This is a genomic window from Arthrobacter sp. Y3221087, assembly GCF_059089905.1.
The window spans coordinates 658,920-685,916 of sequence record NZ_JBNHFE010000001.1 but is presented as its reverse complement, the minus strand read 5'-3'; the positions used below and the strand labels follow the sequence as shown (position 1 = coordinate 685,916).

Annotated in this window: 29 protein-coding genes; 12 read left to right on the top strand and 17 right to left on the bottom strand. The window is 66.5% G+C overall.

What is annotated here, in order from left to right; genetic code table 11:
* Window positions 1-3 precede the first annotated feature (3 nt).
* The 7 genes from AC5RUO_RS03265 to AC5RUO_RS03235 are packed head-to-tail and all read left to right on the top strand — an operon-like array spanning window position 4 to window position 7,099.
* The gene (locus AC5RUO_RS03265) at window positions 4-792 is read left to right on the top strand and encodes a metal ABC transporter ATP-binding protein (protein ID WP_494010144.1); all 789 of its coding nucleotides are present in this window, start codon (window positions 4-6) and stop codon (window positions 790-792) included.
* Window positions 792-1,706: a metal ABC transporter permease gene (locus AC5RUO_RS03260; protein ID WP_494010143.1), complete on the top strand. Its 915-nt coding sequence runs from the start codon at window positions 792-794 to the stop codon at window positions 1,704-1,706. Before AC5RUO_RS03265 ends, AC5RUO_RS03260 begins: the two co-directional genes overlap by 1 nt.
* Before the next feature lies 1 nt (window position 1,707).
* Complete coding sequence (locus AC5RUO_RS03255; protein ID WP_494102798.1) at window positions 1,708-2,190, top strand: Fur family transcriptional regulator; 483 nt, start codon at window positions 1,708-1,710, stop codon at window positions 2,188-2,190.
* Window positions 2,191-2,218: 28 nt separating this feature from the next.
* Window positions 2,219-3,772 carry an ABC transporter substrate-binding protein gene (locus AC5RUO_RS03250; protein ID WP_494102797.1) on the top strand — a complete coding sequence of 518 codons (1,554 nt, stop codon included), beginning with the start codon at window positions 2,219-2,221 and terminating at the stop codon, window positions 3,770-3,772.
* Between the two features lie 17 nt (window positions 3,773-3,789).
* Complete coding sequence (locus AC5RUO_RS03245; RefSeq protein ID WP_494010140.1) at window positions 3,790-4,779, top strand: ABC transporter permease; 990 nt, start codon at window positions 3,790-3,792, stop codon at window positions 4,777-4,779.
* Window positions 4,779-5,663 (top strand): ABC transporter permease, encoded by an 885-nt coding sequence (locus AC5RUO_RS03240; protein WP_494010365.1) that lies wholly within the window; start codon window positions 4,779-4,781, stop codon window positions 5,661-5,663. Before AC5RUO_RS03245 ends, AC5RUO_RS03240 begins: the two co-directional genes overlap by 1 nt.
* Window positions 5,664-5,665: 2 nt before the next feature.
* The gene (locus AC5RUO_RS03235) at window positions 5,666-7,099 is read left to right on the top strand and encodes an ABC transporter ATP-binding protein (protein ID WP_494103371.1); all 1,434 of its coding nucleotides are present in this window, start codon (window positions 5,666-5,668) and stop codon (window positions 7,097-7,099) included.
* Between the two features lie 75 nt (window positions 7,100-7,174).
* Here the strand turns inward: AC5RUO_RS03235 and AC5RUO_RS03230 are convergent, their stop codons facing one another.
* From AC5RUO_RS03230 to AC5RUO_RS03200, 7 genes are all read right to left on the bottom strand, one after another.
* A complete protein-coding gene (locus AC5RUO_RS03230) occupies window positions 7,175-7,960 on the bottom strand; it encodes an enoyl-CoA hydratase/isomerase family protein (protein ID WP_494102796.1) in 786 nt (261 codons plus the stop codon).
* Between the two features lie 31 nt (window positions 7,961-7,991).
* The gene (gene paaE, locus AC5RUO_RS03225) at window positions 7,992-9,233 is read right to left on the bottom strand and encodes a 1,2-phenylacetyl-CoA epoxidase subunit PaaE (protein WP_494102795.1); all 1,242 of its coding nucleotides are present in this window, start codon (window positions 9,231-9,233) and stop codon (window positions 7,992-7,994) included.
* A gap of 9 nt (window positions 9,234-9,242) precedes the next feature.
* Window positions 9,243-9,788: a 1,2-phenylacetyl-CoA epoxidase subunit PaaD gene (gene paaD / locus AC5RUO_RS03220; protein WP_494103370.1), complete on the bottom strand. Its 546-nt coding sequence runs from the start codon at window positions 9,786-9,788 to the stop codon at window positions 9,243-9,245.
* Between the two features lie 8 nt (window positions 9,789-9,796).
* The gene (gene paaC / locus AC5RUO_RS03215) at window positions 9,797-10,717 is read right to left on the bottom strand and encodes a 1,2-phenylacetyl-CoA epoxidase subunit PaaC (protein ID WP_494102794.1); all 921 of its coding nucleotides are present in this window, start codon (window positions 10,715-10,717) and stop codon (window positions 9,797-9,799) included.
* Window positions 10,714-11,136 (bottom strand): 1,2-phenylacetyl-CoA epoxidase subunit PaaB, encoded by a 423-nt coding sequence (gene paaB, locus AC5RUO_RS03210; RefSeq protein WP_494102793.1) that lies wholly within the window; start codon window positions 11,134-11,136, stop codon window positions 10,714-10,716. The genes paaC and paaB overlap by 4 nt, the downstream gene beginning before the upstream one ends.
* Complete coding sequence (gene paaA, locus AC5RUO_RS03205; RefSeq protein ID WP_494102792.1) at window positions 11,133-12,152, bottom strand: 1,2-phenylacetyl-CoA epoxidase subunit PaaA; 1,020 nt, start codon at window positions 12,150-12,152, stop codon at window positions 11,133-11,135. Before paaA ends, paaB begins: the two co-directional genes overlap by 4 nt.
* Window positions 12,153-12,553: 401 nt before the next feature.
* Complete coding sequence (locus tag AC5RUO_RS03200; RefSeq protein ID WP_494103369.1) at window positions 12,554-12,961, bottom strand: MmcQ/YjbR family DNA-binding protein; 408 nt, start codon at window positions 12,959-12,961, stop codon at window positions 12,554-12,556.
* A 349-nt stretch (window positions 12,962-13,310) separates the two neighbouring features.
* On the opposite strand from AC5RUO_RS03200, the gene AC5RUO_RS03195 reads away from it, so the two are divergent.
* Window positions 13,311-13,772 (top strand): hypothetical protein, encoded by a 462-nt coding sequence (locus AC5RUO_RS03195; RefSeq protein ID WP_494102791.1) that lies wholly within the window; start codon window positions 13,311-13,313, stop codon window positions 13,770-13,772.
* Window positions 13,773-13,865: 93 nt separating this feature from the next.
* On the opposite strand, the gene AC5RUO_RS03190 is transcribed toward AC5RUO_RS03195, so the two are convergent.
* From AC5RUO_RS03190 to ftsH, 4 genes are all read right to left on the bottom strand, one after another.
* Window positions 13,866-14,732 (bottom strand): SGNH/GDSL hydrolase family protein, encoded by an 867-nt coding sequence (locus AC5RUO_RS03190; protein ID WP_494010362.1) that lies wholly within the window; start codon window positions 14,730-14,732, stop codon window positions 13,866-13,868.
* A 200-nt stretch (window positions 14,733-14,932) separates the two neighbouring features.
* Window positions 14,933-15,256: a hypothetical protein gene (locus tag AC5RUO_RS03185; RefSeq protein ID WP_494102790.1), complete on the bottom strand. Its 324-nt coding sequence runs from the start codon at window positions 15,254-15,256 to the stop codon at window positions 14,933-14,935.
* Between the two features lie 118 nt (window positions 15,257-15,374).
* A complete protein-coding gene (locus AC5RUO_RS03180) occupies window positions 15,375-15,800 on the bottom strand; it encodes an Hsp20/alpha crystallin family protein (protein ID WP_494102789.1) in 426 nt (141 codons plus the stop codon).
* A gap of 130 nt (window positions 15,801-15,930) precedes the next feature.
* Entirely contained in the window at window positions 15,931-17,835 is a 1,905-nt protein-coding gene (gene ftsH / locus AC5RUO_RS03175) for an ATP-dependent zinc metalloprotease FtsH (protein WP_494102788.1), read from the bottom strand.
* 582 nt (window positions 17,836-18,417) lie between these two features.
* On the opposite strand from ftsH, the gene AC5RUO_RS03170 reads away from it, so the two are divergent.
* A complete protein-coding gene (locus AC5RUO_RS03170) occupies window positions 18,418-18,828 on the top strand; it encodes an Hsp20/alpha crystallin family protein (RefSeq protein ID WP_494102787.1) in 411 nt (136 codons plus the stop codon).
* A 79-nt stretch (window positions 18,829-18,907) separates the two neighbouring features.
* On the opposite strand, the gene AC5RUO_RS03165 is transcribed toward AC5RUO_RS03170, so the two are convergent.
* From AC5RUO_RS03165 to AC5RUO_RS03155, 3 genes are all read right to left on the bottom strand, one after another.
* Complete coding sequence (locus AC5RUO_RS03165; protein WP_494102786.1) at window positions 18,908-20,038, bottom strand: glutamate--cysteine ligase; 1,131 nt, start codon at window positions 20,036-20,038, stop codon at window positions 18,908-18,910.
* A 231-nt stretch (window positions 20,039-20,269) separates the two neighbouring features.
* Complete coding sequence (locus tag AC5RUO_RS03160) at window positions 20,270-20,830, bottom strand: isochorismatase family protein (RefSeq protein ID WP_494103368.1); 561 nt, start codon at window positions 20,828-20,830, stop codon at window positions 20,270-20,272.
* 111 nt (window positions 20,831-20,941) lie between these two features.
* A complete protein-coding gene (locus tag AC5RUO_RS03155) occupies window positions 20,942-22,036 on the bottom strand; it encodes an LLM class flavin-dependent oxidoreductase (RefSeq protein WP_494102785.1) in 1,095 nt (364 codons plus the stop codon).
* A 93-nt stretch (window positions 22,037-22,129) separates the two neighbouring features.
* Here AC5RUO_RS03155 and AC5RUO_RS03150 point away from each other — a divergent pair, with 93 nt between their 5' ends.
* Window positions 22,130-22,714, top strand: a complete 585-nt coding sequence (locus tag AC5RUO_RS03150; RefSeq protein WP_494102784.1) for a CGNR zinc finger domain-containing protein — start codon at window positions 22,130-22,132, stop codon at window positions 22,712-22,714.
* Window positions 22,715-23,093: 379 nt separating this feature from the next.
* A complete protein-coding gene (locus tag AC5RUO_RS03145; RefSeq protein WP_494102783.1) occupies window positions 23,094-23,528 on the top strand; it encodes a hypothetical protein in 435 nt (144 codons plus the stop codon).
* A gap of 154 nt (window positions 23,529-23,682) precedes the next feature.
* On the opposite strand, the gene AC5RUO_RS03140 is transcribed toward AC5RUO_RS03145, so the two are convergent.
* A complete protein-coding gene (locus AC5RUO_RS03140) occupies window positions 23,683-23,919 on the bottom strand; it encodes a hypothetical protein (RefSeq protein WP_494102782.1) in 237 nt (78 codons plus the stop codon).
* 329 nt (window positions 23,920-24,248) lie between these two features.
* Between AC5RUO_RS03140 and AC5RUO_RS03135 the strand changes: the two genes are divergently transcribed.
* On the top strand, window positions 24,249-25,007 hold the full coding sequence (locus AC5RUO_RS03135; RefSeq protein WP_494102781.1) for a GAF and ANTAR domain-containing protein: 759 nt from the start codon (window positions 24,249-24,251) through the stop codon (window positions 25,005-25,007).
* Window positions 25,008-25,018: 11 nt separating this feature from the next.
* On the opposite strand, the gene AC5RUO_RS03130 is transcribed toward AC5RUO_RS03135, so the two are convergent.
* Window positions 25,019-25,999, bottom strand: a complete 981-nt coding sequence (locus AC5RUO_RS03130; RefSeq protein ID WP_494102780.1) for a hypothetical protein — start codon at window positions 25,997-25,999, stop codon at window positions 25,019-25,021.
* Between the two features lie 30 nt (window positions 26,000-26,029).
* A complete protein-coding gene (locus AC5RUO_RS03125; protein ID WP_494102779.1) occupies window positions 26,030-26,731 on the bottom strand; it encodes a PHP domain-containing protein in 702 nt (233 codons plus the stop codon).
* Between the last annotated feature and the right edge of the window lie 266 nt (window positions 26,732-26,997).

Here is a 26,997-nt window from a genome sequence, read left to right as displayed (position 1 = left end):
GCCGTGGCCGCCCACCAGCCGCCCATCCGGACCCGGCAGCTGCAGGTGTCCGTGGAAAGCGGGACCATCCTGCACGGCATCGATCTCACCGTCCCGGAGGGCGAAGCCGTTGCGCTGCTCGGAGCCAACGGCTCCGGTAAATCGACCCTGGTCAAGGCGCTGGTGGGCATCGTCCCGGTAACCTCCGGAACCGCCGAGATCTACGGCGCGGACGTCACCGCCGCCCGACGCGCAGTCCCCTGGTCCCGGGTGGGCTACGTCCCGCAGCGGCTGGGGCCAAGCTCCGGGGTGCCCGCCACCGCCGTCGAAGTGGTGGCCTCCGGGCTGCTGGACAACCGGCGGCTGCGGATCGGCCGCGCTGCCCGCCGGAAAGCGCTGGAGGCGCTGGAGCAGGTGGGGCTGCTCGATCGCGCCCATGACAGCGTCCAGGTGTTCTCCGGCGGCCAGCAGCAGCGCGTACTGATCGCCCGCGCCCTGGTGCGGGAACCCGATCTCATCATTCTCGATGAGCCGCTGGCGGGAATCGACCGCGCATCCAAGGAGGCCCTCGCCCGCACCCTGGGGCGGATGCGTGAACGGGGCACCACCATCCTGGTGGTGCTGCACGAACTGGGCGAACTGGCCGGCATGGTGGAGCGGGCCGTGGTGCTGCGCCGCGGACGGGTCATTTTCGACGGCCCGCCGCCCGCAGCCGCACCGGGCCACGACCACCCGGACCATGACCACGTCCACGCGCACGCCGACCCTCCCCTGCCCGGGCATACCGTCCCTGACCTGCGATCGGAGTGGTGATGGCTTTCTTCGACGCCATGGCAACCATGCTCGCCAGCCCGCTGATGCAGCGCGGCCTCATGGTCGCTGTGCTGGTGGGCATCTCGGCGCCCGTCATGGGCACCTACCTGGTCCAGCGGCGCCTTGCCCTGCTGGGGGACGGGATCGGGCACGTCGCCCTGACAGGCGTGGCCATGGGCTGGCTCGCCGGAAGCGCGGCAGGGCTCACCCCCCACGACCTGCTCGCTGTCCCTGGGGCCGTCGTCGCCGCCATCATCGGGGCGGTGCTGATCGAAGTGGTGCGGGAAAAGGGCAAGACCAGCGGTGACGTGGCCCTTGCCCTGCTCTTCTACGGCGGCATCGCCGGCGGAGTGCTCCTGATCGGAGTGGCCGGCGGTACCGCGGCCAACCTCACCGGCTACCTGTTCGGTTCCATTTCCACCGTCACGGCGCTGGACGTCTGGCTCGCCGCCGGCCTGGCCGTGCTCATCCTGGGCATCGGCCTGGGATTGCGGCCAGCCCTCTTCGCCCTGAGCCATGATGAGGAATTCGCCCGCGCCACCGGCCTTCCCGTGCGGGCACTGAACATCCTCATCGCAGTGCTGGCAGCCCTGACGGTTTCCGTGTCGATGCGGGTGGTAGGGGTCCTGCTCGTCTCGGCGCTGATGATCGTACCGGTTGCCATCGCCCAGCTGACCGCCAAGTCCTTCCGTGCCACGATGGGCACCGCCATGATCATAGGTGCCGCGGTCTGCGTTACTGGGCTGTCCATCACGTACTTCCACCGGCTGTCCCCCGGGGCCACCATCGTGGTCCTCGCTATCGGCGTCTACGCTGTTGTGGCCCTCGTGCGGCCCCTCCTTCCGCGGCCGAAGCAGGCCTCCGGCCCGCACCTGGATGCCGACGACGATCTGCGGCTTCACGAGGACGCCTAGCGTGGAGCGCCGGACCCGGCAGCGCTGCGCGCTTGATGAGCTGCTGAAGCGCACGCCGGAGTTCCGCAGCGCGCAGCAGCTGCACGCGAAACTGCGCGAGGACGGGGAATCGGTGGCCCTGGCCACGGTGTACCGGCTTCTGCAGTCCATGGCCCGGGAAGGCGAAGTGGATGTGCTGCGCAGCGAAGACAACGAAACCCGGTACCGCCGCTGCCAGCGCCAGGAACACCACCACCACCTGGTGTGCCGCCAGTGCGGATACACCGTGGAAGTCACCGAGACCGCCGTCCAACGCTGGGCAGATCGGACCGCCCGCCAGCATGGCTTCACAGTCGTCTCACACGCCGTTGAACTCCTCGGCGTCTGCGCCGGCTGTGAGGACAGGGGCTTAGGCCTAAGCTCCTACTGCCCGTTCCCGCCCACCCGCCGCTACTTGCTTGGTAATGATAATCATTTGCAAGTACGATGGCGCGTTGGAACTTGAACATTTGGCGATATAAGAGGAGCGGACCATGCTTGGGCGCACGATGAGAATGGCCGGGGCGTCAGCGGCCGCGGTAATGATGCTGGCCGGCTGCGCGGGGGAAGGCGCGACCAAAGGCCAGGCTCCGGAGCAGCCGTTGAAGGTGGTGGGGCAGTTCGAGCTGCACAGCCTGGACCCCTCAACCAGCGGCGGGTTCTTCACCCGCCTGCAGGTTGCCGAAACCCTGGTGGACGCCGACAACCAGGGGGCACTGCGGCCGGGGCTCGCCACCGGTTGGGAGGCCTCCCCGGACAACTTCTCCTGGCGTTTCACCCTCCGCGAGGGTGCCAGCTTCCACGACGGGACCCCCGTCACGGCAGAGGCCGTCGCCGCTGCACTGGAAACCGCCCGGGGCAAAGCCGGCAGCCCCTTCTCCGCTGTCCCGGTGAAGGCCGTCACGGCCGAGGACGGCGCGGTGCGCGTGGACCTGGGGCAGCCCTATGCCCCGCTGCCCGCCGTGCTGGCCCACACCAGCACACAGATTCTCGCCCCCAGCTCGTATGGGGCCGACCGGACGGTCACCGACGTGGTGGGCTCCGGCCCCTACAAGGTGACCCGCCTGGAACAGCCGGGCACCATTGAGCTGGCTGTCTCCGAGCAATGGAAGGACGAAAAGCCGGCCATCACCGAAGTCCATTACCAGGCAGTAGGTAGGTCCGAAAGCCGTGCACTGATGGCCGAAAGCGGCCAGGCCGACGTGACCTTCGGGATGGACCCCACCAGCCTGCAGCGGATCAGGCAGGCCGGCAAGCAGGACATCGAACAGGTCACCCTCCCACGGAGCATCCTGCTGAAGGTCAACGCGGGCCACCAAATCCTGGGCGACGTCCGGGTCCGCCAGGCCCTGAGCCTGGCCCTGGACCGCGAAGCGATGGCAACAGCTTTGCTCCGGGACCCTGAGATGGCCGCCACCCAGCTTTTCCCGCCGTCGCTGCCGGAATGGCACCAGGACAACGCCGCGCCGCTGACCCACAACATGGAAGAAGCCCGCAAACTGCTCACCGAGGCAGGCTGGGCACCCGGAAGTGACGGCACCCTGGAGCGCGAGGGCCGGAAATTCTCGATCAGCCTGCGCACCTTCCCCGACCGGCCCGAGCTGCCTCTGCTGGCCACCGCCATCCAGGCGAAACTCAAAGACCTGGGCATTGCCCTTGACGTGAAGATCGGCAACTCCAGCGAGATCCCCGCAGGCCATCAGGACGGTTCCCTGGAACTGGCACTGTTTTCCCGGAACTACGCACTTGTACCCGACGCACTGGTGACCCTCGCGGACGACTTCGCTCCCGAGGGCGCGGACTACGGCGCCATGGGCTGGAACAATGCAGACCTGACCTCGACCTTGACCACCATGGCCACCGGCACGGGCACCGGCACACCGGAGGAGAACCGGCGGACGGTGACCGAAATCCTGCAGTCCGAACTGCCCGTAATCCCCGTCGCCTGGTACCGGCAAAGCGCCGTGGTGAGCAAGAGGGTTGACGGCCTGGTCCTCGATCCGCTCGAACGCTCCTGGCGGCTCACGGACCTCAGCTGGGCCAAGTAAAAGGGGAAAGAACTTCCGTGCACACACCCGCAGCGAGCCTGCAGGTCCTTTCCGGACCTGCCGCCCGCATCCTTCGCCAACGCACCGTCCAGGCGGCCGCCGTCGTCCTGCTGGTCTCCACAGCGTGCTTCGCCATTGTGCAGAACCTGCCCGGCGACATCGCCTTCCGCATCGCCGCCGGCCGCTACGGCTACGACCAGGTCACCGCGGCGTCAGCGGACAGCGTCCGCGCTGAACTGGGACTGGACCGGCCCCTCTGGCAGCAGCTTTTGGACTGGATCGCCGACCTGCTGACCTTCAACCTCGGAACCTCCCTGGTGACAGGGGCCGACGTCGCCGGGGAACTGGCCTTCTACCTGTCCAGCAGCACCCAGCTCGCCGTGGCGGCGCTGGCCATCGCCTTCGCCACCGGCGCCACCGCCGGCGCCCTGGCCGCGGCCAAACCCGGCGGCGCCATGGACCGGCTGACCAACCTTTGGGTCTCCGGAGCACGGGCACTTCCGCCGTTCCTCCTCGGCCTGGTCCTGATCCTGGTTTTCTCCGTCCACCTTGGGGTGCTGCCGGCCGCAGGGCACGGTGAAGCAGGCAACATTGTGCTGCCGGCAGCCACCCTTGCCGTGGGCCTCTCCGGGCTCTTCGCCCGCGTCACCCGCGACACCGTGGTGCAGGTCCGGGAATCGGGGTACGTCCACTTCGCCCAGACCAAAGGCCTTAGCGCCCGCCTGGTGTTCTTCCGGCACGTGCTGAGGAACACCGGGGTGACCCTGATCGCCTATGTGGGCGTGCAGGTGCTGATCCTGATCGAAGGCGTGGTCATCGTCGAAAGCCTCTTCGCCTGGCCGGGCCTGGGGCACGCACTGGTGCACGCTATTTTCTGGCGGGACATCCCCATGATCCAGGCCACGGCCGTGGCACTGGCGCTCCTCGTCGTCGCCCTTAACACGGCCGTTGACCTGGGCTCCGCCGCCATCGACCCCCGTCCGCGCCGCCGGGAGGTGGTCCTGTGATGCCCTCTATCCTCAGCAACCGGCCCGCCGGCGACAAGCTGCCGCGGCCGGACAGCTTGTCCGCCTCCACCCTGGTCCGCGGCCGGACCCGCTGGTTCGCCGCCGCCTCCGGGGCCCAGCGCGCCGCGGCGGTGCTGCTGGCCGCCCTGGTGCTCTTCGCCCTGGCCGGGCCGCTGCTCTGGCCCGGCCACGCCGTCCAGGACCTGTCCCGGTTCCTGGAAGCCCCCAGCCTGGCCGAGCCACTGGGCCGGGACCACCTGGGCCGCAGCGTCATCGCGCGGCTCGCCCACGCCACCCGCCTGTCCCTGCTGATGGCCCTGCTGTGCGTCGGCACCGCGCTGCTGCTCGGAACCCTGGCCGGCATCACCGCCGCCTGGCGGGGAGGATGGGCGGACACTGTCCTTCATGGACTCTCGGAAGCGTTCATCGCGCTTCCGGCGCTCCTGGTGGTCCTCATTTTCTCGGCCCTGGCCAACGGCGAGCTGTGGTCACTGTACATCGGGCTCGCCCTGGCCCAGTGGGTGGAGTACTTCCGGATGATCCGGTCCCGCAGCGGGCTGGTGCTGGCCGGCCCGGCCGTGGAGGCAGCCGGGCTGCTCCAGCTCGGGCCCGTGCACATCGTGCGCCGGCACCTCTGGCCCGAACTGCGCCCGCTGCTGGCCACCATGGCGACTTTCGGCGTCGGATCCTCCATCCTGGCCCTGTCCACCCTCGGCTTCGTGGGAGTCGGCGTCCGGCCGCCGACGCCGGAACTGGGGCAGATGATCACCGAAGCCTTCCCCTACTACCATGAGGCGCCCTGGATGTCCCTGGCACCTGTCCTGGTCCTCATCACCATCCTCACCGGGCTCTTGGGCCTGCGAAACAAGGAGTCCCGCCCGTGACGATGCGCCTGAACGACCTGGTAGTAACCCACGGCCGGACAACCCTGGTGGAGGCGGACAGCCTGCACTTCACGCCCGGACGTCCCGTCACGATCGTAGGCGAGAGCGGTTCCGGCAAGTCCCTGCTGGCCCATGCCATCATGGGCACCCTTCCGGCAAACCTCACCGCGAGGGGAAGCCTCAGCATGGACGGGGAGGCGTACGACCTGTCCGAGCCCGGCAACAGGCGCAAGCTCTGGGGCCCGGTCATGTCCCTGCTGCCGCAGGAACCCATGCTGGCCCTGGACCCGACCATGCGGACCAGGGACCAGGTGGCCGAAGCCGCGGCCGGCTTCAGGACCGACCGGAAAAGCGCCAGGAGCCTCGCCGGGAGCCTGCTGTCCGCCCTGGGCCTGGCCCATGCGGCGGGCGCATTCCCGCATACGCTCTCCGGCGGCATGGCCCAGCGGGTGGCTTTCGCCGCGGCCACCATCGGCGGAGCCCAGGTCCTGATCGCGGACGAGCCCTCCAAAGGCCTGGACGAGCGTGCCCGGACGGAGTTGGCGGCACTGCTGAAACGGCATGCCAGCAACGATGGCATCCTGCTGACCATCACCCACGACCTGGAGCTTGCCCGTGAACTCGGCGGCGACGTCCTGGTGATGCAAAACGCCAACATCATCGAACACGGACCCGCAGGGCAGGTCCTCACCGAACCCACCCACCCCTACACCCGGCGCCTGCTTGCCGCCGAACCCGCCAACTGGCGCCACGCCTGGGCAGCGGCCCCGGCAGCACCGGAGCCAACAGGTCCGGCCCTGATCCGCGGCGAAGGGCTCGCCAAGGCCTTCGGGAAGCAGCAGCTCTTCTCCGGCCTGGACGTGGCTATCCACCCCCGGGAGCGGCTGGCACTGAGCGGACCGAGCGGCAGCGGCAAGACAACCCTGGGAAATGTCCTGCTTCGCCTGCTGCCCCCGGATGCCGGGTCAATCGAGCACTCCCCGGCGCTCCAGGGCGGCCGGCTGCAAAAGCTCTACCAGGACCCCGCCCTGGCCTTTCCATCGCGTGTGGCACTCAGGGATTCCTTCGGGGACCTCATCCGGCGCCACCGGCTGGACCCGGAACGCCTGGACGAGCTCATGGCCGCCCTGCGCCTCGCGCCGGCGCTGCTGGCCCGCACCCCCGGGCAGGTCTCCGGCGGGGAACTCCAGCGCCTGGCCATCATCCGCTCGATGCTCCTGGAACCGGCCCTGGTCTTCGCCGACGAACCCACCTCACGCCTTGACCTCATCACCCAGGAGGAAACCATGGCCTGCCTCATGGAACAGGTGGAACGCCAGGGCTGCGCCCTGGTACTCGTCACCCACGACAGCACCCTTGCCGGCGCCGTGACCCACCGCAGCATCCCGCTGGGAATATCAGAAGAATCTGTGGAAAGGGCCGAAGCGTTCGCCTAAACGGCAAAACGGCCGGGCACTGTCTCCTCCTGCTGGAGACCGTGCCCGGCCCATTCTTGCGTGCCAGCGGGTGGCTCAGACGCTGCCCGTGAACCTGGGCTCCCGCTTTTCCTGGAACGCCCGGAAGCCCTCGGCATAGTCCTCGGTTTTGCAGAGCCGCGCCTGCTCGCTGTTTTCCTCCTGCATTGCCTCCCACAGGCCCAGGCGCTGGTCCCGGATGTGCGCCACCAGCTCCTTGCTGGCCACAAACGCGCCCGTGGCACCGGACGCCACCCGGGCCACAATCTCCCGGGTGCTGTCCAGCAGCGTGTCCGCCGGCATCGCCCGGCTGAACAGCCCCTGCGCCACCGCCTCGGCGCCGGAGATCAGGTCCGCCGTGTAGATCAGGTCCAGCGTGCGGTGCATACCCAGCCGCTCGGTGAAGTACCAGTGGCCGCCCGAGTCCAGCGTGGCGCCCAGCTTGGCGAACGGGGACCCGAACTTCGCGTTCTCCGCCACATACACCACGTCCGTGGCCAGCACCAGCCCCAGCCCCACGCCCAGGCACGCGCCCTGCACCGCCGCGAAGGTGGGCGCCGGGAAGGATGCCATCTTCTTCAGCAGCGGCTCCACCAGCCCGCCCAGGTACGCCGCGGCGTCGTCCCTCTCCGGCGTGACGTTCTGGATGTCCCGGCCCGCGCAGAAGGCGCGCCCCTCCCCCCGCAGCAGCAGGGCCCGCACGTCACCGCGCTCGGCGGCGGCAGCAGCGTCGTCGTACGCCTGGCGCAACTCGTTGAGCGCATGCTCGTCCAGCGAGTTCAGCTTCTGCGGTGCGTCCAGCACAACCTCGGCCACGCCGCTGCTGATGGAAAGGGAAATCATTCAGGCTCCTTGGTTGAGACCGGGCAAAGACTTAGACGTCGAAGTCGACGGTGACTTCCTTGCTGGTGGGGTGGCTCTGGCAGGTCAGCACGTACCCCTTGTCCAGCTCATCCTGCTCCAGCGCGTAGTTTTCGTCCATGGTCACGCTGCCGGTGACCACCTTGGCCCGGCACGTGCCGCACACTCCCCCGGCGCACGCGAACGGCACATCCGGCCGGACCCGCAGCGCGGCGTTCAGGATTGACTCGCGGGCGTGCGTGGGGCTGGCCACCTCGCCCTGCAGGCCGTCCAGCTTGAACGTGATCTTGTACGTCTCCTTGGACTCGTCCACCAGCACGGGACGGCCGGCGTTCCCCTCCGGGCGGTCCGGCTTGCCGGACGTGAACAGCTCGAACCGGACGTTCTCCGGCTTCACGCCGCGCTCGGCCAGGGTGTCCCGGCACAGCTGCACCAGCTCGAACGGGCCGCACAGGAACCATTCGTCCACGTCATCCGCGTGGATGGCGGTGCCCAGCAGCTGCTGGAGCTTCTCGGCATCGATCCGGCCGCTCAGCAGCGGCGCGATCCGCTGCTCGCGGGACAGCACGTGGTGGATGGCCAGCCGCTGCGGATACTTGTCCTTCAGGTCCGCCAGCTCCTCCAGGAACATCACGTCCATGGCGGCCTTGTTGGCATAGATCAGGTCGAACCGGGTGTCCGGGTTGGCGGCCAGCAGCGTCCGGGCGATCGCGATCACCGGGGTGATGCCCGAGCCGGCGGCGATGGCCACGAAGCTCGCTTCCCCGTTGGAGGCGACGTCCCCCGCCAGCTCCTCCGGGTTGTTCATGGAGTTCATGCGGTTCTGCTCCACGGCCACACCGTCCCGGCCGTGCCTGGATACGAACGCGCCCATCGGGCTCATCACGTCCAGGGTGTCCCCCGCCTTCAGCTCGGCGTTGGCCCATGTGGAGAACAGCCCGCCCAGGTCCTTCTTGATGGCCACCCGGATCTCGCTGGTGCCGTCCTCGAAGCTGCGCGGCTCCGCGCAGATGGAGTAGCTGCGGCGGATTTCCTTCGGTTCGCCGGCCTCGTCCGGCAGCGTGGTGCGCAGGGCCACGTACTGGCCGGGCAGATAGTCGAACTGGCCGGCGAGCTCCGCCGGCACGTGGAAGGAGACCTCGATGGCGTCCTCGGTCAGCCGGCGCACCTCCTTCACCGCGAGGGTGTGGAAGGACGGACGACGGCGGCCGGTGGCCTGCGCCTCTTCGGCGGCGGTCTGGCGGACAACAGGCATGGGGCTTCCTTACAGGACTTTGAAGTAGTCGAACGGTTCCTTGCAGTCATTGCAGACGTACAGCGCCTTGCAGGACGTGGAACCAAAGCGGGTGAGTTCCCGGGTGTTCAGGCTGGAGCACTGCGGGCACTTGACGGCCAGGCTCAGGCGGACGGGGCCCTGGTGGCCGGCCTTGCCGGTTGGCGGGGCGATGCCGTACTCCCGCAGCTTGGCCTTGCCGGCCTCGGTCATCCAGTCCGTGGTCCAGGCAGGGGCCAGGACCAGGTCAACCTCGACGTCGGTGTACCCCTCCTTGGCGAACGCGGCCTTCAGATCGTCGCGGATGGCGTCCATGGCCGGGCAGCCCGAGTACGTGGGGGTAATGGTGACCCGCATCTTCGGCGCGGCGCCCGCGGAGGCGGTGCCGGCGTCGTAATCTTCTACCTGGACATCCCGAAGGATGCCCAGGTCCTCGATGGTGAGCACCGGGATCTCCGGGTCGCACACCGTGGCGGCGATGCCCCACGCCTTCTGCCGCGGGGTCCGGGTCCGGGTTTCGAAGTCCGAGATGTACATGGCCGTAGTCACCAGCTGGCTCCGGGATGCTCGCGGGCCAGCACCTGCATCTCCGCAAGGATGTAGCCCAGGTGCTCCGAGTGCTTGCCGTGCCGGCCGCCGCCGGGGGCCGCCGGGACGTCCGGCACCTCCAGCTCGGCCTCGCGCAGGACCTCTCCGCTGAGCCGGTCGAAGTCCTCCCGCAGGCTGGAAGGCGCGACGGCGGCACCCGCCTCCGCGAGCCGGCGCGTCAGGTCATCGTCCTGGAACAGTTCGTTGACGTACGGCCACATCAGGCGCAGGCCGTGGATCATCCTGGTTCTCGACTCCTCGGTGCCGCCGGCCAGCCGGAGGACCCACTGGGCGCTGTGGTCCCGGTGGTAGTCCACCTCCTTCACGGCCTTGGCTGCGATGGCGGCCAGCGTTTCGTCCGTTGATTCCGTGAGCCGGCGGTACAGCTCGAACTGGTAGTAGCTCACCACGAACTGGCGGGCGATGGTGGCAGCGAAGTCGCCGTTGGGCTGTTCGAACAGCTGGACTGAGCGGAATTCGTGTTCGCGGCGGAAGTAGGCCAGATCATCCTCGGATTTGGTGCTGCCGTCCTCGTTCGTCAGCCCGCCGCCGGCGTAGCTGAGGAAGGAGCGGGCGTGGCCCAGCTGGTCCAGGGCGATGTTGCCCAGGGCCACGTCCTCCTCCAGCTCGGGGGCTCTTGAGATCCAGTGGCCCAGGCGCTGGGCGAGGATCAGGGCGTCGTCGCCGAGGCGCAGGGCGTACTCGGCGATGTCCTCGCTGGGCTTGGCCAGGCCGGTCTTCACCTCGAGGGCGATGTCCTCCGGGCGGAGGGCGTTGCCGGGGGTGATGCGGGTGGCAGACGCGTTGCTGTCGCCGCCTGCCACGCCGGTGGAGATGTCGCCATGGCCTGTCGTCTCTGTTGCTTCGGGTGTGCTCACAGGTGCTTCACCCCTTCGCTCTTGGTGTAGTACGTGGCGTGCCGGTAGTCTTTGCCCTGCGGCGACTCGAAGAAGGAGCCCTTGGAGTCTGGGTCGCTGGCGGCAATGGCTTCCGCGGGGACCACCCAGATGGAGACGCCCTCGTTGCGGCGGGTGTAGAGGTCGCGGGCGTTGCGGAGGGCCATTGCGGCGTCCGGTGCGTGCAGGGAGCCGGCGTGGACGTGGCTCAGGCCGCGGCTGGACCGGACGAAGACCTCCCACAGGCCCCAGGCGGAGCGGTCGTGGTGCTCCTGCGGTGCCGGCTGTGATGCCGGGGCCTTGACCTCACTTGGCTCAACCGCCGGCGACGCCTTCGGGGCTTCGCGCTTGATTTCTGCGGCCGCGCTTGCCGGCTCTTCCGGGTTGCCGTGGGGACTCATGCTGCGTATTCCTTCTGCATCTTTGCTGATTGTTTTGCTCGCTGTTTGTCCGCATAAGCGGCGGCTGCCTCGCGGACCCAGGCGCCGTCGTCGTGCGCTTCCCTGCGGCGCTCCAGGCGCTGGGCGTTGCAGGGGCCGCGGCCGGCCAGGACTTCGTGGAACTCGTCCCAGTTCAGGGGGCCGTGCTCCCACTTCTTGGTGTCCTCGTTGAAGCGGATCTGGTCATCGGGGAGGGTGAGGCCCAGGACCCTAACCTGCTCCACCATCATGCCGACGAAGCGGCTGCGGAGCTCGTCGTTGCTGAAGCGCTTGATGTTCCAGGCCATGGACTGCTTGGAGTTGGGGGAATCGTCGTCCGGCGGGCCGAACATCATCAGGGCCGGGGCGTACCAGCGGTTCACGGCGTCCTGGGCCATCTGCTTCTGCTCGGGGGTGCCGTTGGAGAGCTCGAGGAGGATCTCGAAGCCCTGGCGCTGGTGGAAGGACTCCTCCTTGCAGATGCGGACCATGGCGCGGCCGTAGGGTCCGTAGGAGGCGCGGCAGAGCGGGACCTGGTTGCATATGGCTGCGCCGTCCACCAGCCAGCCGATGGCGCCCATATCCGCCCAGGTCAGGGCCGGGTAGTTGAAGATGCTGGAGTAGCGGGCCTTGCCGGCGATGAGGGCGTCCATCATTTCGTCCCGGGTCTGGCCGAGGGTCTCCGCGGCTGAGTAGAGGTAGAGCCCGTGGCCGGCCTCGTCCTGGACCTTGGCCATGAGGATGGCCTTGCGCTTCAGGCTGGGGGCCCGGCTGATCCAGTTGGCTTCGGGCTGCATGCCGATGATCTCGGAGTGCGCGTGCTGGGAAATCTGGCGCAGCAGGGTCTTGCGGTAGGCCGCCGGCATCCAGTCCCTGGGCTCGATGCGTGAGTCCTCGGCCATGGCGCGGTCGAAGTGGGCCTGGGCCTCCGCTTCTGCCGCTTCGCTGGTTCCGGCTGTTGGCTCAGCGGGCACTGACTGCAGGTTCTGCGCTGCCATGGTTGCTCCTATGAAATGACCTTCTGGGACGTGCGGAATTATTTACCGACCGTTCGTTCAGGATATGCGGAAGCATTTGGGGCCGTCAAGCGCCGCCCCTCCCCCTGCGACGCTCTCTCACTTATCACTGCTCTCCCTGCGACGCCCGCTCACTTATGACTGCTCTCCCCCGAACGCGCGCTCACTTATGGCGGCTGTTCCCAGAACGCGCGCTCACTTATGGCGGCTGTTCCTAGAACGCGCGCTCACTTATGGCGGCTGTTCCCCAGACGCGCGCTCACTTATGGCGGCTGTTCCCAGAACGCGCGCTCACTTATGGCGGCTGTTCCTAGAACGCGCGCTCACTTATGGCGGCCCTCTATCACCTACGGCTGCCCTCTTCCCGACGCCGATGCACGCGTTCAACGGCCGGCGAAGAACTGGGTCACCAGCCTTTTCGGCGCCCGCGCTGCCCAGGCTTCGACGATGATCTCGGCCAGCTCGTCGCGCGCGATCTCGCCCAGCCGCGACTCCTGCACCAGGACAGCGTTGTAGCCGTCAAAATGCGGAACGGTGAAGAAGGGGACGGACGGGTCCTCGACCAGGGCTGCCTTAGCGGCGTCATCCGGGACCACGATGACCAGCAGGTCGCGGTAGGGCTCACCGGTTTCCGGGTCCACGGCCGTTTTGTGCGGCGCCCGGTACATGACAAAACCGCGACCTTTCGGCCCGCGGGGAACCTTGTACGTTGGACGGTCACCCCAGGAAGTCCCAAGCTCAACTTCCGGCAGGCCCCTGCAGATGGCGCCAACGTCCCCGGGTACGGCCATGTGATCCATGGCGACAAGGTAGCCCCGCATGCGATGAGGGGCAATACCGGAAGGTACGGCTGGTAGGTGCGTGCCGCCGTCGTACGCCTCCTGGGCGTCCGGGCATATCCTGGTCGCCCGCACATGCTTGCCGCCAGCAAGAGGCAAGTCTGGTTTGCCTCAATGCCCGGGCATATACTGTCCGCCTGTTTGGCCTGCCCGTAATGCACTCGGGACCTGCCAGGGCCGAGCCGGGACTGTGTATGGGCGCGCCGGGCGCCGACAGCACCATCTACCCGGAAACCCGGCAGTTCGTGGACACCCAGTCGTGGTGGATGCCGGACGTTGACCAGCCCAACAACGCAAGGAGATGCGGGCCAACTTCAATTGGCAGGTCAACATCCAAAATGGTAGGTCCGGCTCGGACGTATCGGACGACGCGTTTCTGCGCGGCAAGGGTTGGTACACGCGCGCCGGGTACTGTGAGGCCTCGTTCCGTTCGGTTCCCCTTCCCGACGGCCCGGTGTCCGGCATCTGGAGTCCGTTGGTGGGCCTGACCACGCACTCCGGCAGTGACTCGCGCCCGGCGTCCCACTCCTTCGTTGCGATCGACCCCGACTTCCACGCCGTTCCGCCCAGCCCCGGAGCAGTGCTGGTGGATGCGGCAGAGCCATACGGGTCCGAGCCCTCGGGCGCGGCCCCCATCTCGATCGACACCAGGACCCTGTCCAACGGCGTGCACAAGTTGCACCTGCGGACGTCCTGCCGCGATGACAGGCAGGAGTCGACGAACTCCGGGGTGACCGTGGTTCCCTTTACTGTGGCGAACTGACAGCTTAAGGCGTGGGACTAGGACGCTGGCTGGCCTTGTGCTCGCTGAATTCCTCTTCCACCCCGAAACTTCGCATACTGCAAGTCTGCCCTGTCAGCCGAATAGAAGCTGGTTGGGGTTAAGAAACCGTTCGACGCCGGGCACTGACTTTTGCGGGTCCTGCGCGTGCGCGCGCCCCGGACTGCTGCTCATCGGAAGTACCGGGCTGGCCTCCGGCCGCTTCGCCCGAAGTTCCTCTCTGGTCGCCTGGTGCCTGAGTTGCCGCAGCGCCCAAGGGATCAGATGGTCCCTGGCCCACATCACGTCGCTGGTCCTAGCCTGGCGCCAGCTGCTTTCCGGCAGCTCCCTGGGTTCCATCGGCTGGAGGGCATGCTTGACGTTGAGGGTATCGAGCACCATGGCGGCCACTGTGTGATGTCCCAGCGGAGAGAGGTGCAGGCGGTCGGAATTCCACATGCGCGGGTCCTTGAGTTGGGTCATTGCCCAGAGGTCGGCGATCACTGCACCGTGACGGCCGGCAATGGCCCGCACATTCTCATTGAAGATCGCGACCTTTCCCCGGTTGCGGCCCAGCAGCGGCGTGGATGCCCAGTCCGGTCCGGTGAAAAGCACCAGCGTGGCACCTGTTTGGCTGAGTTGCCGGACGCCGGCTTCAAGTTTGCCAGCGAGCTTGTCGGGGTCGCTCCCATGGAAAACCATGTCGTTGCCGCCTGCGGACAGGGTGATCAAATCCGGTTCAAGGGCCAGCGCTGGACCTATCTGCTGATTCAGGATCTGTTTGAGCAGCAGGCCGCGGACGGCCAGGTTGGCATAGGCAAAGCCCTCATGGCCCGCAGCCAATTCCTCGGCCACTCTGTCAGCCCAGCCCCGCAGTCCTCCGGGGCTCCCGTGTTCCGGGTCTCCTACCCCTTCGGTAAATGAATCCCCCAGGGCCACATACCGGCTCCAGGGGTGATCGATGTGTTCAGTTGTTCGGTCGACGCCGTCCTGGACGGCGGCGGGAACACGACGGCCGGTGGTGCCCGGCGCCTCCGCGCTCACTTTCTGCCTCCTTCTGCGAAAGAATTTTTTCCTTATGTGGATAACTTTCGACCAAGGTGCAGTATTCCACCCGCCGTCTCAGTGGAGTGGACGTAGCGGACAAGCCGGAATGGTGAGCGTCACTGCTCAAGGACGCTGTCGACCAGGTCCTTCAGGATCTCCCAGAAGTCCCGGGCACGGAACGACGTCACCGGTCCTCTTCCTTGGGCCTGCCGGACGGCGTTGGCCACGGCGATCGCTTCAGCGAACAGCTCGGCCGTGACGGCCGGGACGCGTTCAGATTCAAGGGCGAGTATGTGTTCCACCATGGCCCGCGAATGCTTCTCGGACTCCCCGCCGTGGTCCCAACCGAGCCTGCTGGGTTCCAATCGCGCCTTTGCTGTTTCGAATCCCCGGTCAACATGTGGGGCGAAACCGTCGTCGTCCATGTACTGGATTGTCATTGCCTTCACCTTCAACCGCATGTACTCCAAAGGATCTTCCCCGCCAGGGAACGGCCCCCGGGTCGCGGGGACCGGGGACCGCTGTCTGGCGGAAGGTGCCACCATCCGTCCCGGCCTGTTAGCTGCCGATCTGCTGCTGTGAGCCGGCTCCGGATGTGATCTGGATCTTCCGGGGTTGGGCCTTCTCGGCCACCGGGATGCGAACGGTGAGGACGCCGGCGTCGTAGCTGGCCTGCACCTTGTCCGTATTTAGCGTTTCGCCCAGGAGCAGCTGCCGGGTGAAGACGCCGCGGGGGCGTTCGGCAGCAATCAGTTCAACACCTTCCCCAAGTGTGTCCTTGCGCTCGGCCCGGATGGACAGAACGTTCTGCTCAACATTCACATCGATTGACCCAGGCTCGACGCCGGGCAAATCCACAGCGACCACCAGTTCGTTGGCGTCACGCCAGGAATCCATGGGCATCGCCGCGGGGCGGGCAGCTGTGCCCAGCACCTGCTGTGTCAACCGGTCGAACTGGCGGAACGGATCATTCATCATCAACATGACATACCTCCTTCGATCAACAAGTGACCGGATATATATCCGCTGATGTAGATTTTTTAGCACTGCGACTTTAGATTGGCAAGAGATGCTTACCGTGAAAAAGCACGTCCCTTCGGCAGCTTTACCGGCATCACCGGAAGCCCCTCACCTCGTTCTGTTCCTGCGGAATGTTCGCTGTGCTGGCGGGGCGCTCAAGCCTTGCGGCCGCATATATTTCCGGTTCGTCCAGCGTCTCATTGGCGAGGAGCTGCTCGACAAGGGATTCGAGGCGCCACCGGTTTTCCCGCAACAATGCCATGGCCCGTTCGTAGCACTGGTCGACGAGGGCGCGGGTTTCCTCGGCGAGGATGTCCAGCATTCCTTCAGAGATGCCCAGAGCCCGAGGGTCGCCTTCTTCAGGCAGTACCTGGACCGGCCCGATGCGAGGTGACATGCCCCAGCGGCCCACCATCGTCCGCGCCAAGTTGGTGCTGGTTTGCAGGTCACTTTCGGCTCCGCTGGTGACAACACCGAACACGAGCCTTTCGGCTGCCATTCCGCCCAGAGCGCCCACAATCCTTCCCCGCAGGTAGTTCTCGTCGTAGCCGTAGCGGTCGGTGTCCGGGGTGGAAAGCGTGACTCCAAGCGCCCGGCCGCGCGGGATGATCGAGATCTTGCGGACGGGGTCCGCTCCAGGCTCCAGCATGCCCAGCAAAGCGTGGCCGGATTCGTGATACGCGGTCCGGCGGCGCTCGTCGGCCGGCATGACGACGTTCCGGACGGTGCCCAGCTGGACCTTTTCCAGGGCGTCGAGCAAGTCGCGCTGGGTTACGGCGGGGTGGGCGCGTTTGACTGCCAGCAGGGCGCCCTCGTTGACCAGGTTGGCCAGTTCCGCCCCAGTCATGCCCGGCGTGACGCGGGCGACCAGGTCCAGGTCGACGCCGTCGTCGAGCCTTACATTGTGTGCGTGGACCTGGAGGATCTGCAGGCGGCCTGCCTGGTCCGGGGCGTGGACGGTGATGGACCGGTCGAAGCGCCCGGGCCGCAGCAGGGCAGGGTCCAGCACATCAGGGCGGTTGGTGGCGGCCAGGGCAACAACTCCTTCGGAGGAGGAGAAGCCGTCCATTTCCGTCAGAATCTGGTTCAGGGTCTGCTCCCGCTCATCGTGGCCGCCCACGGTGAGGGAGCCGCCGCGCTTGCGGCCGATGGCGTCAATCTCGTCGATGAAGATGATGGACGGTGCCACGTCCCGTGCTGCCTGGAAGAGTTCGCGCACGCGGCTGGCGCCGACCCCGACAACCATTTCGACGAACTCGGACGAGCTGACGTGGAAGAAGGGCACCCCGGCCTCTCCCGCCGTCGCCCTGGCCAGCAGGGTCTTGCCCGTACCGGGGGGCCCGCTCAACAGCACCCCCTTGGGCGGCTTGGCGCCGATGGCCTGGTACTTTCCAGGGCCCCTGAGGAAGTCGACTACCTCAGATATTTCCGCTTCGACTTCGTCGATACCGGCTACGTCCTTGAACGTCACGCGGATGTTTTCCGGGTCAACGGGCCGGAACTTCTTGCCGCCAAGGCCGCCGAGGCCGCTTCCCCCGAGCATGCCGGCCTGGCGTTTCAGAAGCCACAGGTAGAAAAGCACCAGCAGTGCGATCGGCGCAATGGAAATCAGGAGGTTGAGCAGGACGCCACGCTCCTGCACCAGAGGCGTGGCCCGCACGGTGACGTTGTTGGCCTCCAGTGCGCTGAGCAGGTTATCGTCGGCGAATGTGGGCCGCTCGGTCACGAAGTCTTTGTAGGGCTGCCCTTCCGTTGCCGGCAGCGGCCTTTCCTGCCGGAGCTTTCCTTCAATGGTGTCGCCCCGGGAGAACACCTCGGCGACGTTGTTGTCCTGCACCTGGGCCTTGAATTCGGAGTACGGCACCGTCGCGGGAACGGACGCGCGGTCCTGGAGCGAGAAGATGAGGAAGAACCCCAAATACAGCACCGCCAGCCACAGCCACCGGGCGTACCATCTCTTGCGCTCGCCCGGCTGCCCGCCCTGGTCCCTTGCCGGCATTCCTTCCACTCTCCAAGGAACACCCCTGCGCCGGCCATCGGATCCACCAGTGTCACGAAGGGCTTCCACCTCCGAGCCGTTAGCGGGTTTGTTCGCCATCAGGCCACTCCCGGTCATCCTGAACCCGTACCGCCGGCTGCATGACGGTCACCATCGGAGCCCTTCGTTCTACGGTGGGCCCCATTTGCTGACACCACGAAAATACCGCCAGCGCTTCACGCTGTTAAGCCCTTTCCGCCACGGAATTCGACCGGATAAGAATTCCTCCCCGACCCCTTGGTTACTCCCCGGTTCTGTGAAAAATTAAAGCTAATCAGGCCAGGCAGTCGGCCGAACGGTAGCAACAGAAAAGCTAAGGGCTCATGGACGCCACCGCCGACAGCATCCGGGCAGGGGACCTCCCGCCCGGCGCCAATATCGCGGGCCATATCTTCCAGCGGCTTAAACCTGCAGCGCAACCAGCACCTACCCAATGACCTCGTGTCCTGTCTGCCTGGGGCACACAGCCGTGGGCCGGCGCCGCATGAAGCCCGGCGACCGGCCCGCACCAAGAAACACTGCTATCTGATTGGAGTCATTGCCATGAACAACCTGGTCCGGCGTGCCGGAGCGGACATCACCGACCCCCTCCGCCGTTTCTTTGAAGGAGACCTCGACAACTGGCTGCGGACCGAGGAATACCGCGAGGACCAAACGCTGGTGATCAAAGCCGAAGTACCCGGCATAGACCCGAACAAAGACGTGGACATCACAATGATCGGGGACCAGTTGCGGATCAACGTCAGCCGCGAGGAAAAATCGGAACACAAAGGCAAGGAAGGCTACCGCTCCGAATTCCGCTATGGCACCTTTTCCCGGACCGTGCCGTTGCCCGAGGGTGCCGATCAGAATGATGTGAAAGCCACTTACACGGACGGTATCCTGGAGGTCCGTGTTCCCCTGCCCGCCCAGGAAGCCACGCAGCACCGCAAGATCCAGGTCACCAAGGGCTGAGCACTAACGACACCAAGCGCTGCGGCAGGGAAGCATCATTCATGATGAGGTCCCAGCGGTCAGAGCCAAGTCCTAAGCATCAGGCTAGGGTGCGCTTTGCGGCATCCAGGATGACTTTCCGGAAGTTGCCCGCCCTGCTCATGACTGTCCTCTGCCGACTCGCGCCGGTCCCCTTGGCAAAGATCTGGCGGATGCTTTTCTCCACCAGAGTGCTCTCTCCGGTTTCCGTCAGGGCCGGCCTGATGTGCTCCAGGAGCGCGTCAATACACTCTTCGGCCGGACGGGGCTGGTTCAGGATGGGATGGATGAGGTGGTCCTCGACGCCGTACCTGCTGGCGCGCCATGAGGCAAGGCGAAGCATCTCGGCAGGCACAGCCGGGGAAGGCTTGCCCTCTGCCCACTCCTGAGCCGCAGTCTCCACCAGGGCACGGGCAATAGCGGCAATAGCTACGGCATGGGCCAGCTCGGTACAGACGTCCGGGACACGGATTTCAACCGTTGGATAGGTCGCCGAAAGGCGGGCGTCGAAGTAAATCTGGCCACGGTCCAAAAGGATGTTGCAGGAGAGCAGCATCTCCACCAGGTCCTGATAAGCCTGCGCCGAACCGAATACTTCGGTTGGTCCGGCAGTCGGCCACCGCCTCCAGACCTGATAGCGGTAACTCGCGTAGCCGGTGTCCTTGCCCTGCCAAAAGGGCGAGTTAGCGGAGAGGGCTATCAGGTTCGGAAGCCAGATCCGAATCCGGTCGAGGGCTGCCACCCCCTCCTCCGGAGAATCCACCGAGACATGCACGTGTAATCCGCACATCAGTTGCTCGCGGAGGGCCAGCCCGAACCGCTCTTCCATGGCGAGATAGCGGGGAGACTGCACCAAATGAGGCAGTGCAGGAAGCGGTGAAGTTCCCAGGGCAGCGATACTCGCGCCGAAGACCGTCGCTTGCCGCTGTGCTTCGGCCCTGCCTTCTTTCAGGGCAGCAGCGAGATTGGACAGGCTGGTGAAAGGGGCGGAAATCGCTTCAACCTGCTCCCGCTGCACCTCGGTGGTCAAGGTATTGCCTTGCATTGCCGTCGAGGGTTCAGCGGCTCCCCCTGCCGCCCGCCTGGCCTTCTGCGCAGACGTTTCGGCAACCAGGTCCTCCCCCACGGCGGCGTGCATCCCGGTCTGGGAATCAACGAGGAGAAATTCCTCTTCCACCCCGAAACTTCGCATACCGCAAGTTTGCCCTGCCCGTTCACATCCGCCAATGGGAGCTTCCGCGGAACGGTCGACTTCGGAACGCCCGACGAATGTGCGGGCCGTCAGCAGGGGGCGGACGGCTGATGGTGAACCGGATACGCTCCCGCTCCCGCTCCTCCACTCGATGTCGGAATCTATTGCCCGTACTGTCAGACACGGAAAGCCCGCCGGTCCCCCACTGGCGGGCTTTCTTGCACCCTAGTTCTACCCGGCGCTGCGGCCTTGTGCGGCAGAGGTAACGAGGTCGCTCTTGGTCAGGGGCGCGCCCGCGCGCAGGGCCTCCGCCCAGGTCCCGGTTTCAGCGACGGCGGCCCAGTTCGAGTGCAGCAGCGCCATGAGGGTTTCGTGGACCTGGCGTGCGGGTGCGGTGCCGGCGGCATTGGCGAGGTCAATTGCCCCGGTGGCATCCGAGAGGACTTCGACGGCGAAGCCGAGGGGCTCCGCGGCCGCGGCGGAGGCAATGACGCAGTTGTTGGTCATGTAGCCGGCGAGCGTGATGGTGTCGATGCCCTGTCCGCGCAACCAGGCTTCGAGGCCGGTTTCCGCGAAGATGCTGGAGAACTGCTTGCTGATGCGTTTGGCCGCCATGCCCTCATGCGCCGCAACGCCGGGGTGGTTCCGCCAGGTGGCCGATCCGGCGGCGAACACCGGCGCTTCAGTCGGGAGTTCATGCTGGACGAGCACAACCGGTGTTCCGGCCTGGTGGGCGGCCTTGATCGCGGCTTTGGTGCGATCAATGGATTCCTCGCGGGCCGGGTATTGGATGGGGAGCAGTCCGTCGAAGTATTCCTGCTGGGCGTCGATGACGATCAGGGCCGGCGTGGTGCGGTCATGGGTTTCTCCTTCAGGGGGTTGTGAACGGTGGAACGTCGGGCACTAGTGCCCGGTGGCCGGGAGCGGTGCCTCCACGCCGGGCAGTGCGTAGTGGTCGGCGAGCAAGGTGATCCCGCGTTCGTCCAGGCTTGCGGAGTGGCCGCCGACGACGAGCATCACCTCGTCCACGCCGGTGCGCTCATGCAGGGCCTCGAGACGGCCGGCGACAGCAGCGGCGGAGCCATGGAAAGTGCGGCTGGTGTAGGCGTCGATGACCTGCCGCTCCTGGGCCGTGGCCGGGTAGGCCTCGACCTCGTCCGGTGGCAAAAGCAGGTAGCCCTCGCCTTTGAACATGCGCAGCATTGCCATCGCTGACGTTGCCGCCTGCCGCTTTGCTTCGGCCGGGTCGTCGCTGATCGCCACGGGCACGCTGACGAGGGTGTGGGGCTCGGCGAGCACCGCGGAGGGCTGGAAGTTTTCCAGGTAGAGGCGGAGTGCTGTGTCAATGTCCGCGTCGCCGAACTGCAGTGCGAAGGCGTACGGCCGGCCAAGTTGCGCGGCCAGCTGTGCAGAGTACGGCGAGGAGCCCAGCAGCCACACCTCCGGCGCGGTGGAGGCAGCCGGCACCCGGTTCTCCTTTGCCTGCCAGGGGCCGGGCACGGCGTGGACCCGCCGGTACGGATGCGCGGCTGGAAAGTCGTCACCGAGGAACCCGAGCAGCTCGAGCACCTGCTGGGGGAATCCGTCATTCGCGTCCGCTCCCCGGCGCAGTGCCGCAGCGGTAGCAGCGTCGGTGCCCGGGGCGCGGCCCAGCCCCAGATCGATCCCGCCCGAGGCCAGGGCATCAAGCATCCCGAACTGCTCGGCGATCAAGAGCGGGGAGTGATTGGGCAGCATCACTCCTCCCGCACCGAGCCGGATGCGCGTGGTCTCGGCGATGAGGCGGGCCGCCATCAGCGCCGGCGAGGACACCGACGTTGCGCCCATCCCATGGTGCTCGGACATCCAGAACCGGTGGTACCCGTTCCGGTCCGCTGTCCGCGCCAGCGACATCGTGGCCGCGAGCCCCTCCGCAGCGTTCATTCCCACTCCGGTGCCGCCCGCGGACAGCACGGACAGCGTGAACGGGGCCGCGCCGGATGGTTGGTCGAAGTGCATGACAGCTCCTCATGGAAAAAAGTTTGTTTGCCGTGACGTGAGTGGAGCCTAGCAGGGATATCACGCTTAAACGAAACTGATACCATGAGAACCATGGCCGAGATACAACTGGCAGCCGCACCGGGCGCCGAGGAGCACCCCTCCCTCGCCCTGGTCAACAGCGCACTTGAACTGCGTGGAGGCAGACGCTACGACGAACTGGGCACCCCCGAAGCGGCGTCGGCCTGGCTAAGGGAGCGCGACCTCATCGCGCCGGAGTCGGTCCTGGAGGACTACTGCCAGGCCAGGCTTGTGGGGCTGCGCGCAGATCTGCGTACCCTCTTCTCCGCGTACGCCAACGGGGACGTCCCCCCGGAAACTGCCGTGGATGCTGTCAATCGTGCGCTCACCCGTTCCCCCGGCGCGCTGCTGCTGCGGTTCGACCCGGAAGGGGGGTTCACCCGCGGCGCCGACCATCCCGTGACCCAGGTGGTGGAGCACGTCATGGCAGTCATCGCCGAGGATGCTGCGTCGCTGCTGGCCAGCGAGCAGGCAGCGCAGCTCGCGGCCTGCGAAGCAGATTCGTGCGAGCGGTTCTTCCTCCGCACCCACGCGCGACGGCAATGGTGCTCAACCCGCTGCGGGGACCGGGTCCGCGCCGCACGGGCCTACGCCCGCAAACGCGCCGTCAGCGCCTGAGGCGTGTATCGCCGTCGTATCTCCGGGGCGCACATCCACTTTCGACACGCATTTGCGAAATCACGGCCCAAATTTCGGCCGCGTCAAGTCAGATGCGGGTCGAGGAGGAACTTGCGCGTCGCCAGCGGTTCTCCACATAGGGTGTCAACCCATCCCGTGCACGGGCCAGGGCTGGCAATTTGGGGATATGCCAGACCTTCCGCAGCCAAACGGGTGAACGCAGGCGCCCTGGTTCGAGTCCGGCATGGCGTTTATGCAGACGGGGCGGCGTGGCGGGAGCTGAAGCCGTGGCAGCAGTACCGGCTCCGGGTCCAGGCAGCTGCGGAAACGTTCCAGAAGCCCACGATCTTCGCGGCACTCGGCGGCGAGTCTGTGGGGTGTGCCCACCATCGGGCTGCATCATCCGGTCGAGGCGCTCACGTTGAAGGACGACGGCGGCCGGTCACGTGCCGGAATCACTCGCTACTATGCCGCACGGACGGGCCTGAACGTGGTCCGGCGGGAGGGCCTCCTGGTTACCGACAGGATCCGCACCGTCCTGGATCTGTCCGCTTTCACTCCGTTCACGCACGCTGTGGCTCCGGTGGACCATGTGCTGCGGCCGGACCGGAATCAGCAGTTGGCTGGCATCGCCAAGGCTGAACTTGAGGCCGGGATCGGTGCGATCTATTCCGCTGCTGCTGGCCGGAGGATCAGGGCGGTTCTTGACTTTGCCGATCCAGCCTCGGGCTCGGCCGGGGAGTCATTGAGCCAGGCCGGCGTGCCCCGCCGTCGTCCGCGTGCAGCGGTTCTCGACAGGCAAAGCCGCCTGTGACGCGCAAAATCCTTGGCGCTGGTGTGATTCCGGCGTCATTGATGAATGTGCGCAGCGAAAATGAACGCGCGCAGCGGAAGAGACTCTCGGAGGATTCTGGGAAGTTTGCGGTCTACCGGCCCGCCAGCCGTCCCAGGGCGCACCGCTCCCCTGCCTACTTTTCCGCCAAGTCGTCCGCCACGCGGCGCAGATCCTGGACCCAGCCGGTTGACCGGTTAGTTCCACTCACACCGGCCTCAAAGTTCGCCAGCGCCTCCGCCATGAGTTCCAGCGCTTGCGACACGTTTGTTTTGACGGCGGTATAACCTTCATCCGCGCGGGGGTCGGTCGATGCAGACAGCAGCAGCTCCGCCCCGGATTTGATGACCAGTGAGGCTTCGTATTCGTTCACGCTGATACCCCGCATCTTCGAAATGTTCCGACGGTTTGGACAGGTGCTCCGCCAGCCCAACCATACCCCCGGGGCGGGGGCGCCGGCGGAAGCCTATCCCTGCCCTTTCAAGCAGGCCCGGGATGGCAGCCGCGAGAGGGCAGAGATTGGCAAACCGGAAATCGAGTAGCCGCCACTCGTGCATCCCCCATGCCTGGCGGGTACCGTCGGAGGAGGGTTCAGTCAGCAGCCCGTGATTGCGTTGTGGGCTGTCAGGGAGTTCATTTGTGGGCACGGAACTGAGGAAACATACGGCACGCCATGGAGGGCCCGCCGAGGGAGGCGGTATTGTGCTGACGCCCCGCTGGCAGCCGGCACCGTACCGGAGGAGGCACGCAGCGCCCGCCGGGATCCTGCTGGATCTTCGGGCGGAAAGCCCCGCCGCGTCCCTCAGCCTGCTCCTCGAAGCCGCGGCGTCAACCCTGCAGGAAGTGGTGGCATCCCCGTTCGACTGCGCCATGACTTTGCCACGGCGCCGCGGAACCCAGCAGGCGGTGGGATCGAACGACAGCGCACTGGGACTGGCCAGAGGAGCACAGGAACACGGGAACGGTCCAGTGTCCCAGGCACTTGCCGGAAGGGTGGCAGCCATCGCTAACGGGTACCTGCCGCATCCTGATTGGCCTGACTACTGGCGCATCCCGGAGCAGGCCGGCTACCGCTCAATGCTGTCCGTCCCGGTGCCACTGGGTTCCGGACGTTTCGCCGCGCTCACCCTTCTCTCTGCCCGGGACAACGTCTTCACCGCATCCGTCACCGCCGCTGCCACGGCATTCGGCAGGAGGGCAGGCAACAGCTACGTGATCGCCGAGGAATTCAGGACCGCCCGCTCCGGCGCTGACCAGTTGCAGTCAGCTTTGGAAAGCCGCCCCATCATCGACGCCGCCTGCGGAGTGATCATGGCGCAGAACAGGTGCTCCTACGAGGCCGCTTTCGAGATCCTGGCCAGGGCCTCAAGCCACAGGAACATCAAGGTCCGGACGGTGGCGGAAGGCATTTTGCGCAACGTTTCCGGTGAATCTTCCACCGCACACCTCGACCAGCGGTAAGCGTCTGCACGTCACCTCACGTCGATGAAGACGGGGTTTGCGTAGAACCAGGTGTCTGCCCAGGGATCGGCATCGCCCAGGTTGTTCCCATGGCGGAGCGGGCCCGCGGGATCCACTGAGGCGCCGTAGTAGCCTGCGCCGTGCCGGTTGCCGTCGCTGCCGCGGAGGCGTACGTAGCAGGATTCCTGCACATTCCTGATGACGTGCCGGACCGTGAAGGTTCCGGTGCGGCCGGATACGTCGATCTGTTCCCATACCCGCGTACTGGGAGCGCGCATTGTGTCACGGTCCGCCGCCGCACCTGTCACCGGGCCTCCGATCACGTCCACATGCGCCAGCCTGGGGAGGATACCGGCGAAGTTGCGGTAGCCCGTCGTCGTAATGGTGATTGAAAGTTCGACGTCGGCGCCCCGCCTCACGCTCAGGCGTGACCCAAGGGTGACGCCGTTGCGTCCGCCGCCGTCACCGCGCGCCTCACGGACCCGCACCTCCAGACCCTGGAGCAGGTGTCCGTGGTCCACCCACATCCGGCCGTTGCGGATGGCCTCAAGCACTCCTCCATAGGAGCGGTGGGTGACTCCGGTGTGGAGCCGGCTGAACTGCCCTGGCCAGTAGTCGCTGCCGCCCTGCTTCTCGCGGGTGTCGTAGGGGTCGGGGCGCTTGCCGGTGACGGACCAGCGGTCGAACTCGCTGGGCAGGCTCAGGTAGGGCTCCTCGGCAGGGTACGGGCCGGTCTTCCAGGTGTCCTTGACCGTGAGGTGGTTGTCCGAGTTGGCCGTGATCCAGAACGGGAGGCCCTCGGCCAGCATGGAGTCCCAGACGCCGCCCACTGTAGCGGCGGCCCAGTCGAAGCCGCCGTAGGACCGGAAGGCGTCCGCCGGGTAGCCGGGGAAGCTGAACTGGGTGGGGTTGTTGGTGTACTCGCCGCGCTGGTCTCCTGCCCTGGCGAACTGGCTGACCCCGGAGCCCTGGGCTCCTGGTGCCCCCTCCATGCCGATCATCACTTCCCGGGCGGCATCCCGTCAGGCGCGCAGCTCGTGCGGGGAGTCGATGCCCAGCCGCATGGGGTGGTTGGCGAGCACCACCGCGTCTTCGATGTAGCCGGACCGGCGCTGCCCGGCCAGCCATGCGATGGCTTCCACCGCTTTGCGTTCGAAGGTCTCCACCTGGGCGGTGCCGGGAGCCGGCTTCTCCCACTGGTTCAGCTTGCCGTCCCAGACAAGCTCGAACGAGCGCAGCAGGTTGACCTCGTTGGGCCCGGGAGCCACGAGAACCGAGGCGTGTTCGGCGCCCGGGATGTACCACTCAAGCCCCTGGAAGATGAGCAGGTCCGGCCGGGCGGCGCGCTGCGCCTGGATTTCCTTGTTGGAGTTGGCGGCCCCGCCGTTGTTGGCGTGGCCGAAGTTGCTGTGCTCGGTCAGGGCCAGCCAGTCCACACCGTATTCCTGCGCTGCATCCAGCTGCTGCTTGATCAGGTACTTGGCGTCGTGGCTGTACTGGGTGTGGACGTGGTGGTCCCCCACGAGCCATTTCAGCTGGGGATCGTTGCTTCCGGCGCTTGCTGCTGCCGGTTCCGCCATTGCCGCGGACGCTGCCGTTCCCGCTGCCAGGATCCCAGCCGAGTGCAGGATCCGCCGGCGGCTCACTCCCATGGCATTGGGTTCGGCATCGGCCAGTTCCCTGCTGCGGCTGGCGGTTGTTGTTTCCTCAGTTGCGGTGCACATGCGATTCCCTCTTGTTGTTCCGGTCCCCCGGCACAGTAGGAGAAGGGAATGGCAGGGAGGTTAACCGGGCAAGAACGGAGGACATCGGAGTCCAGGAACCGCCCAGCTCAAGAACCGCACAATAAATCCCAAGAATGGCGATAACCCCTTTTCTTCGGCCTCGTTGCTTTCTAGGGTGGCCATCACAAGGACTCCTTCAGGAGGACCAGCGGGCAGGATACCGCAACCAGTACCAAGGGGAACAGGTGATGGACAGGGTAAGCCCA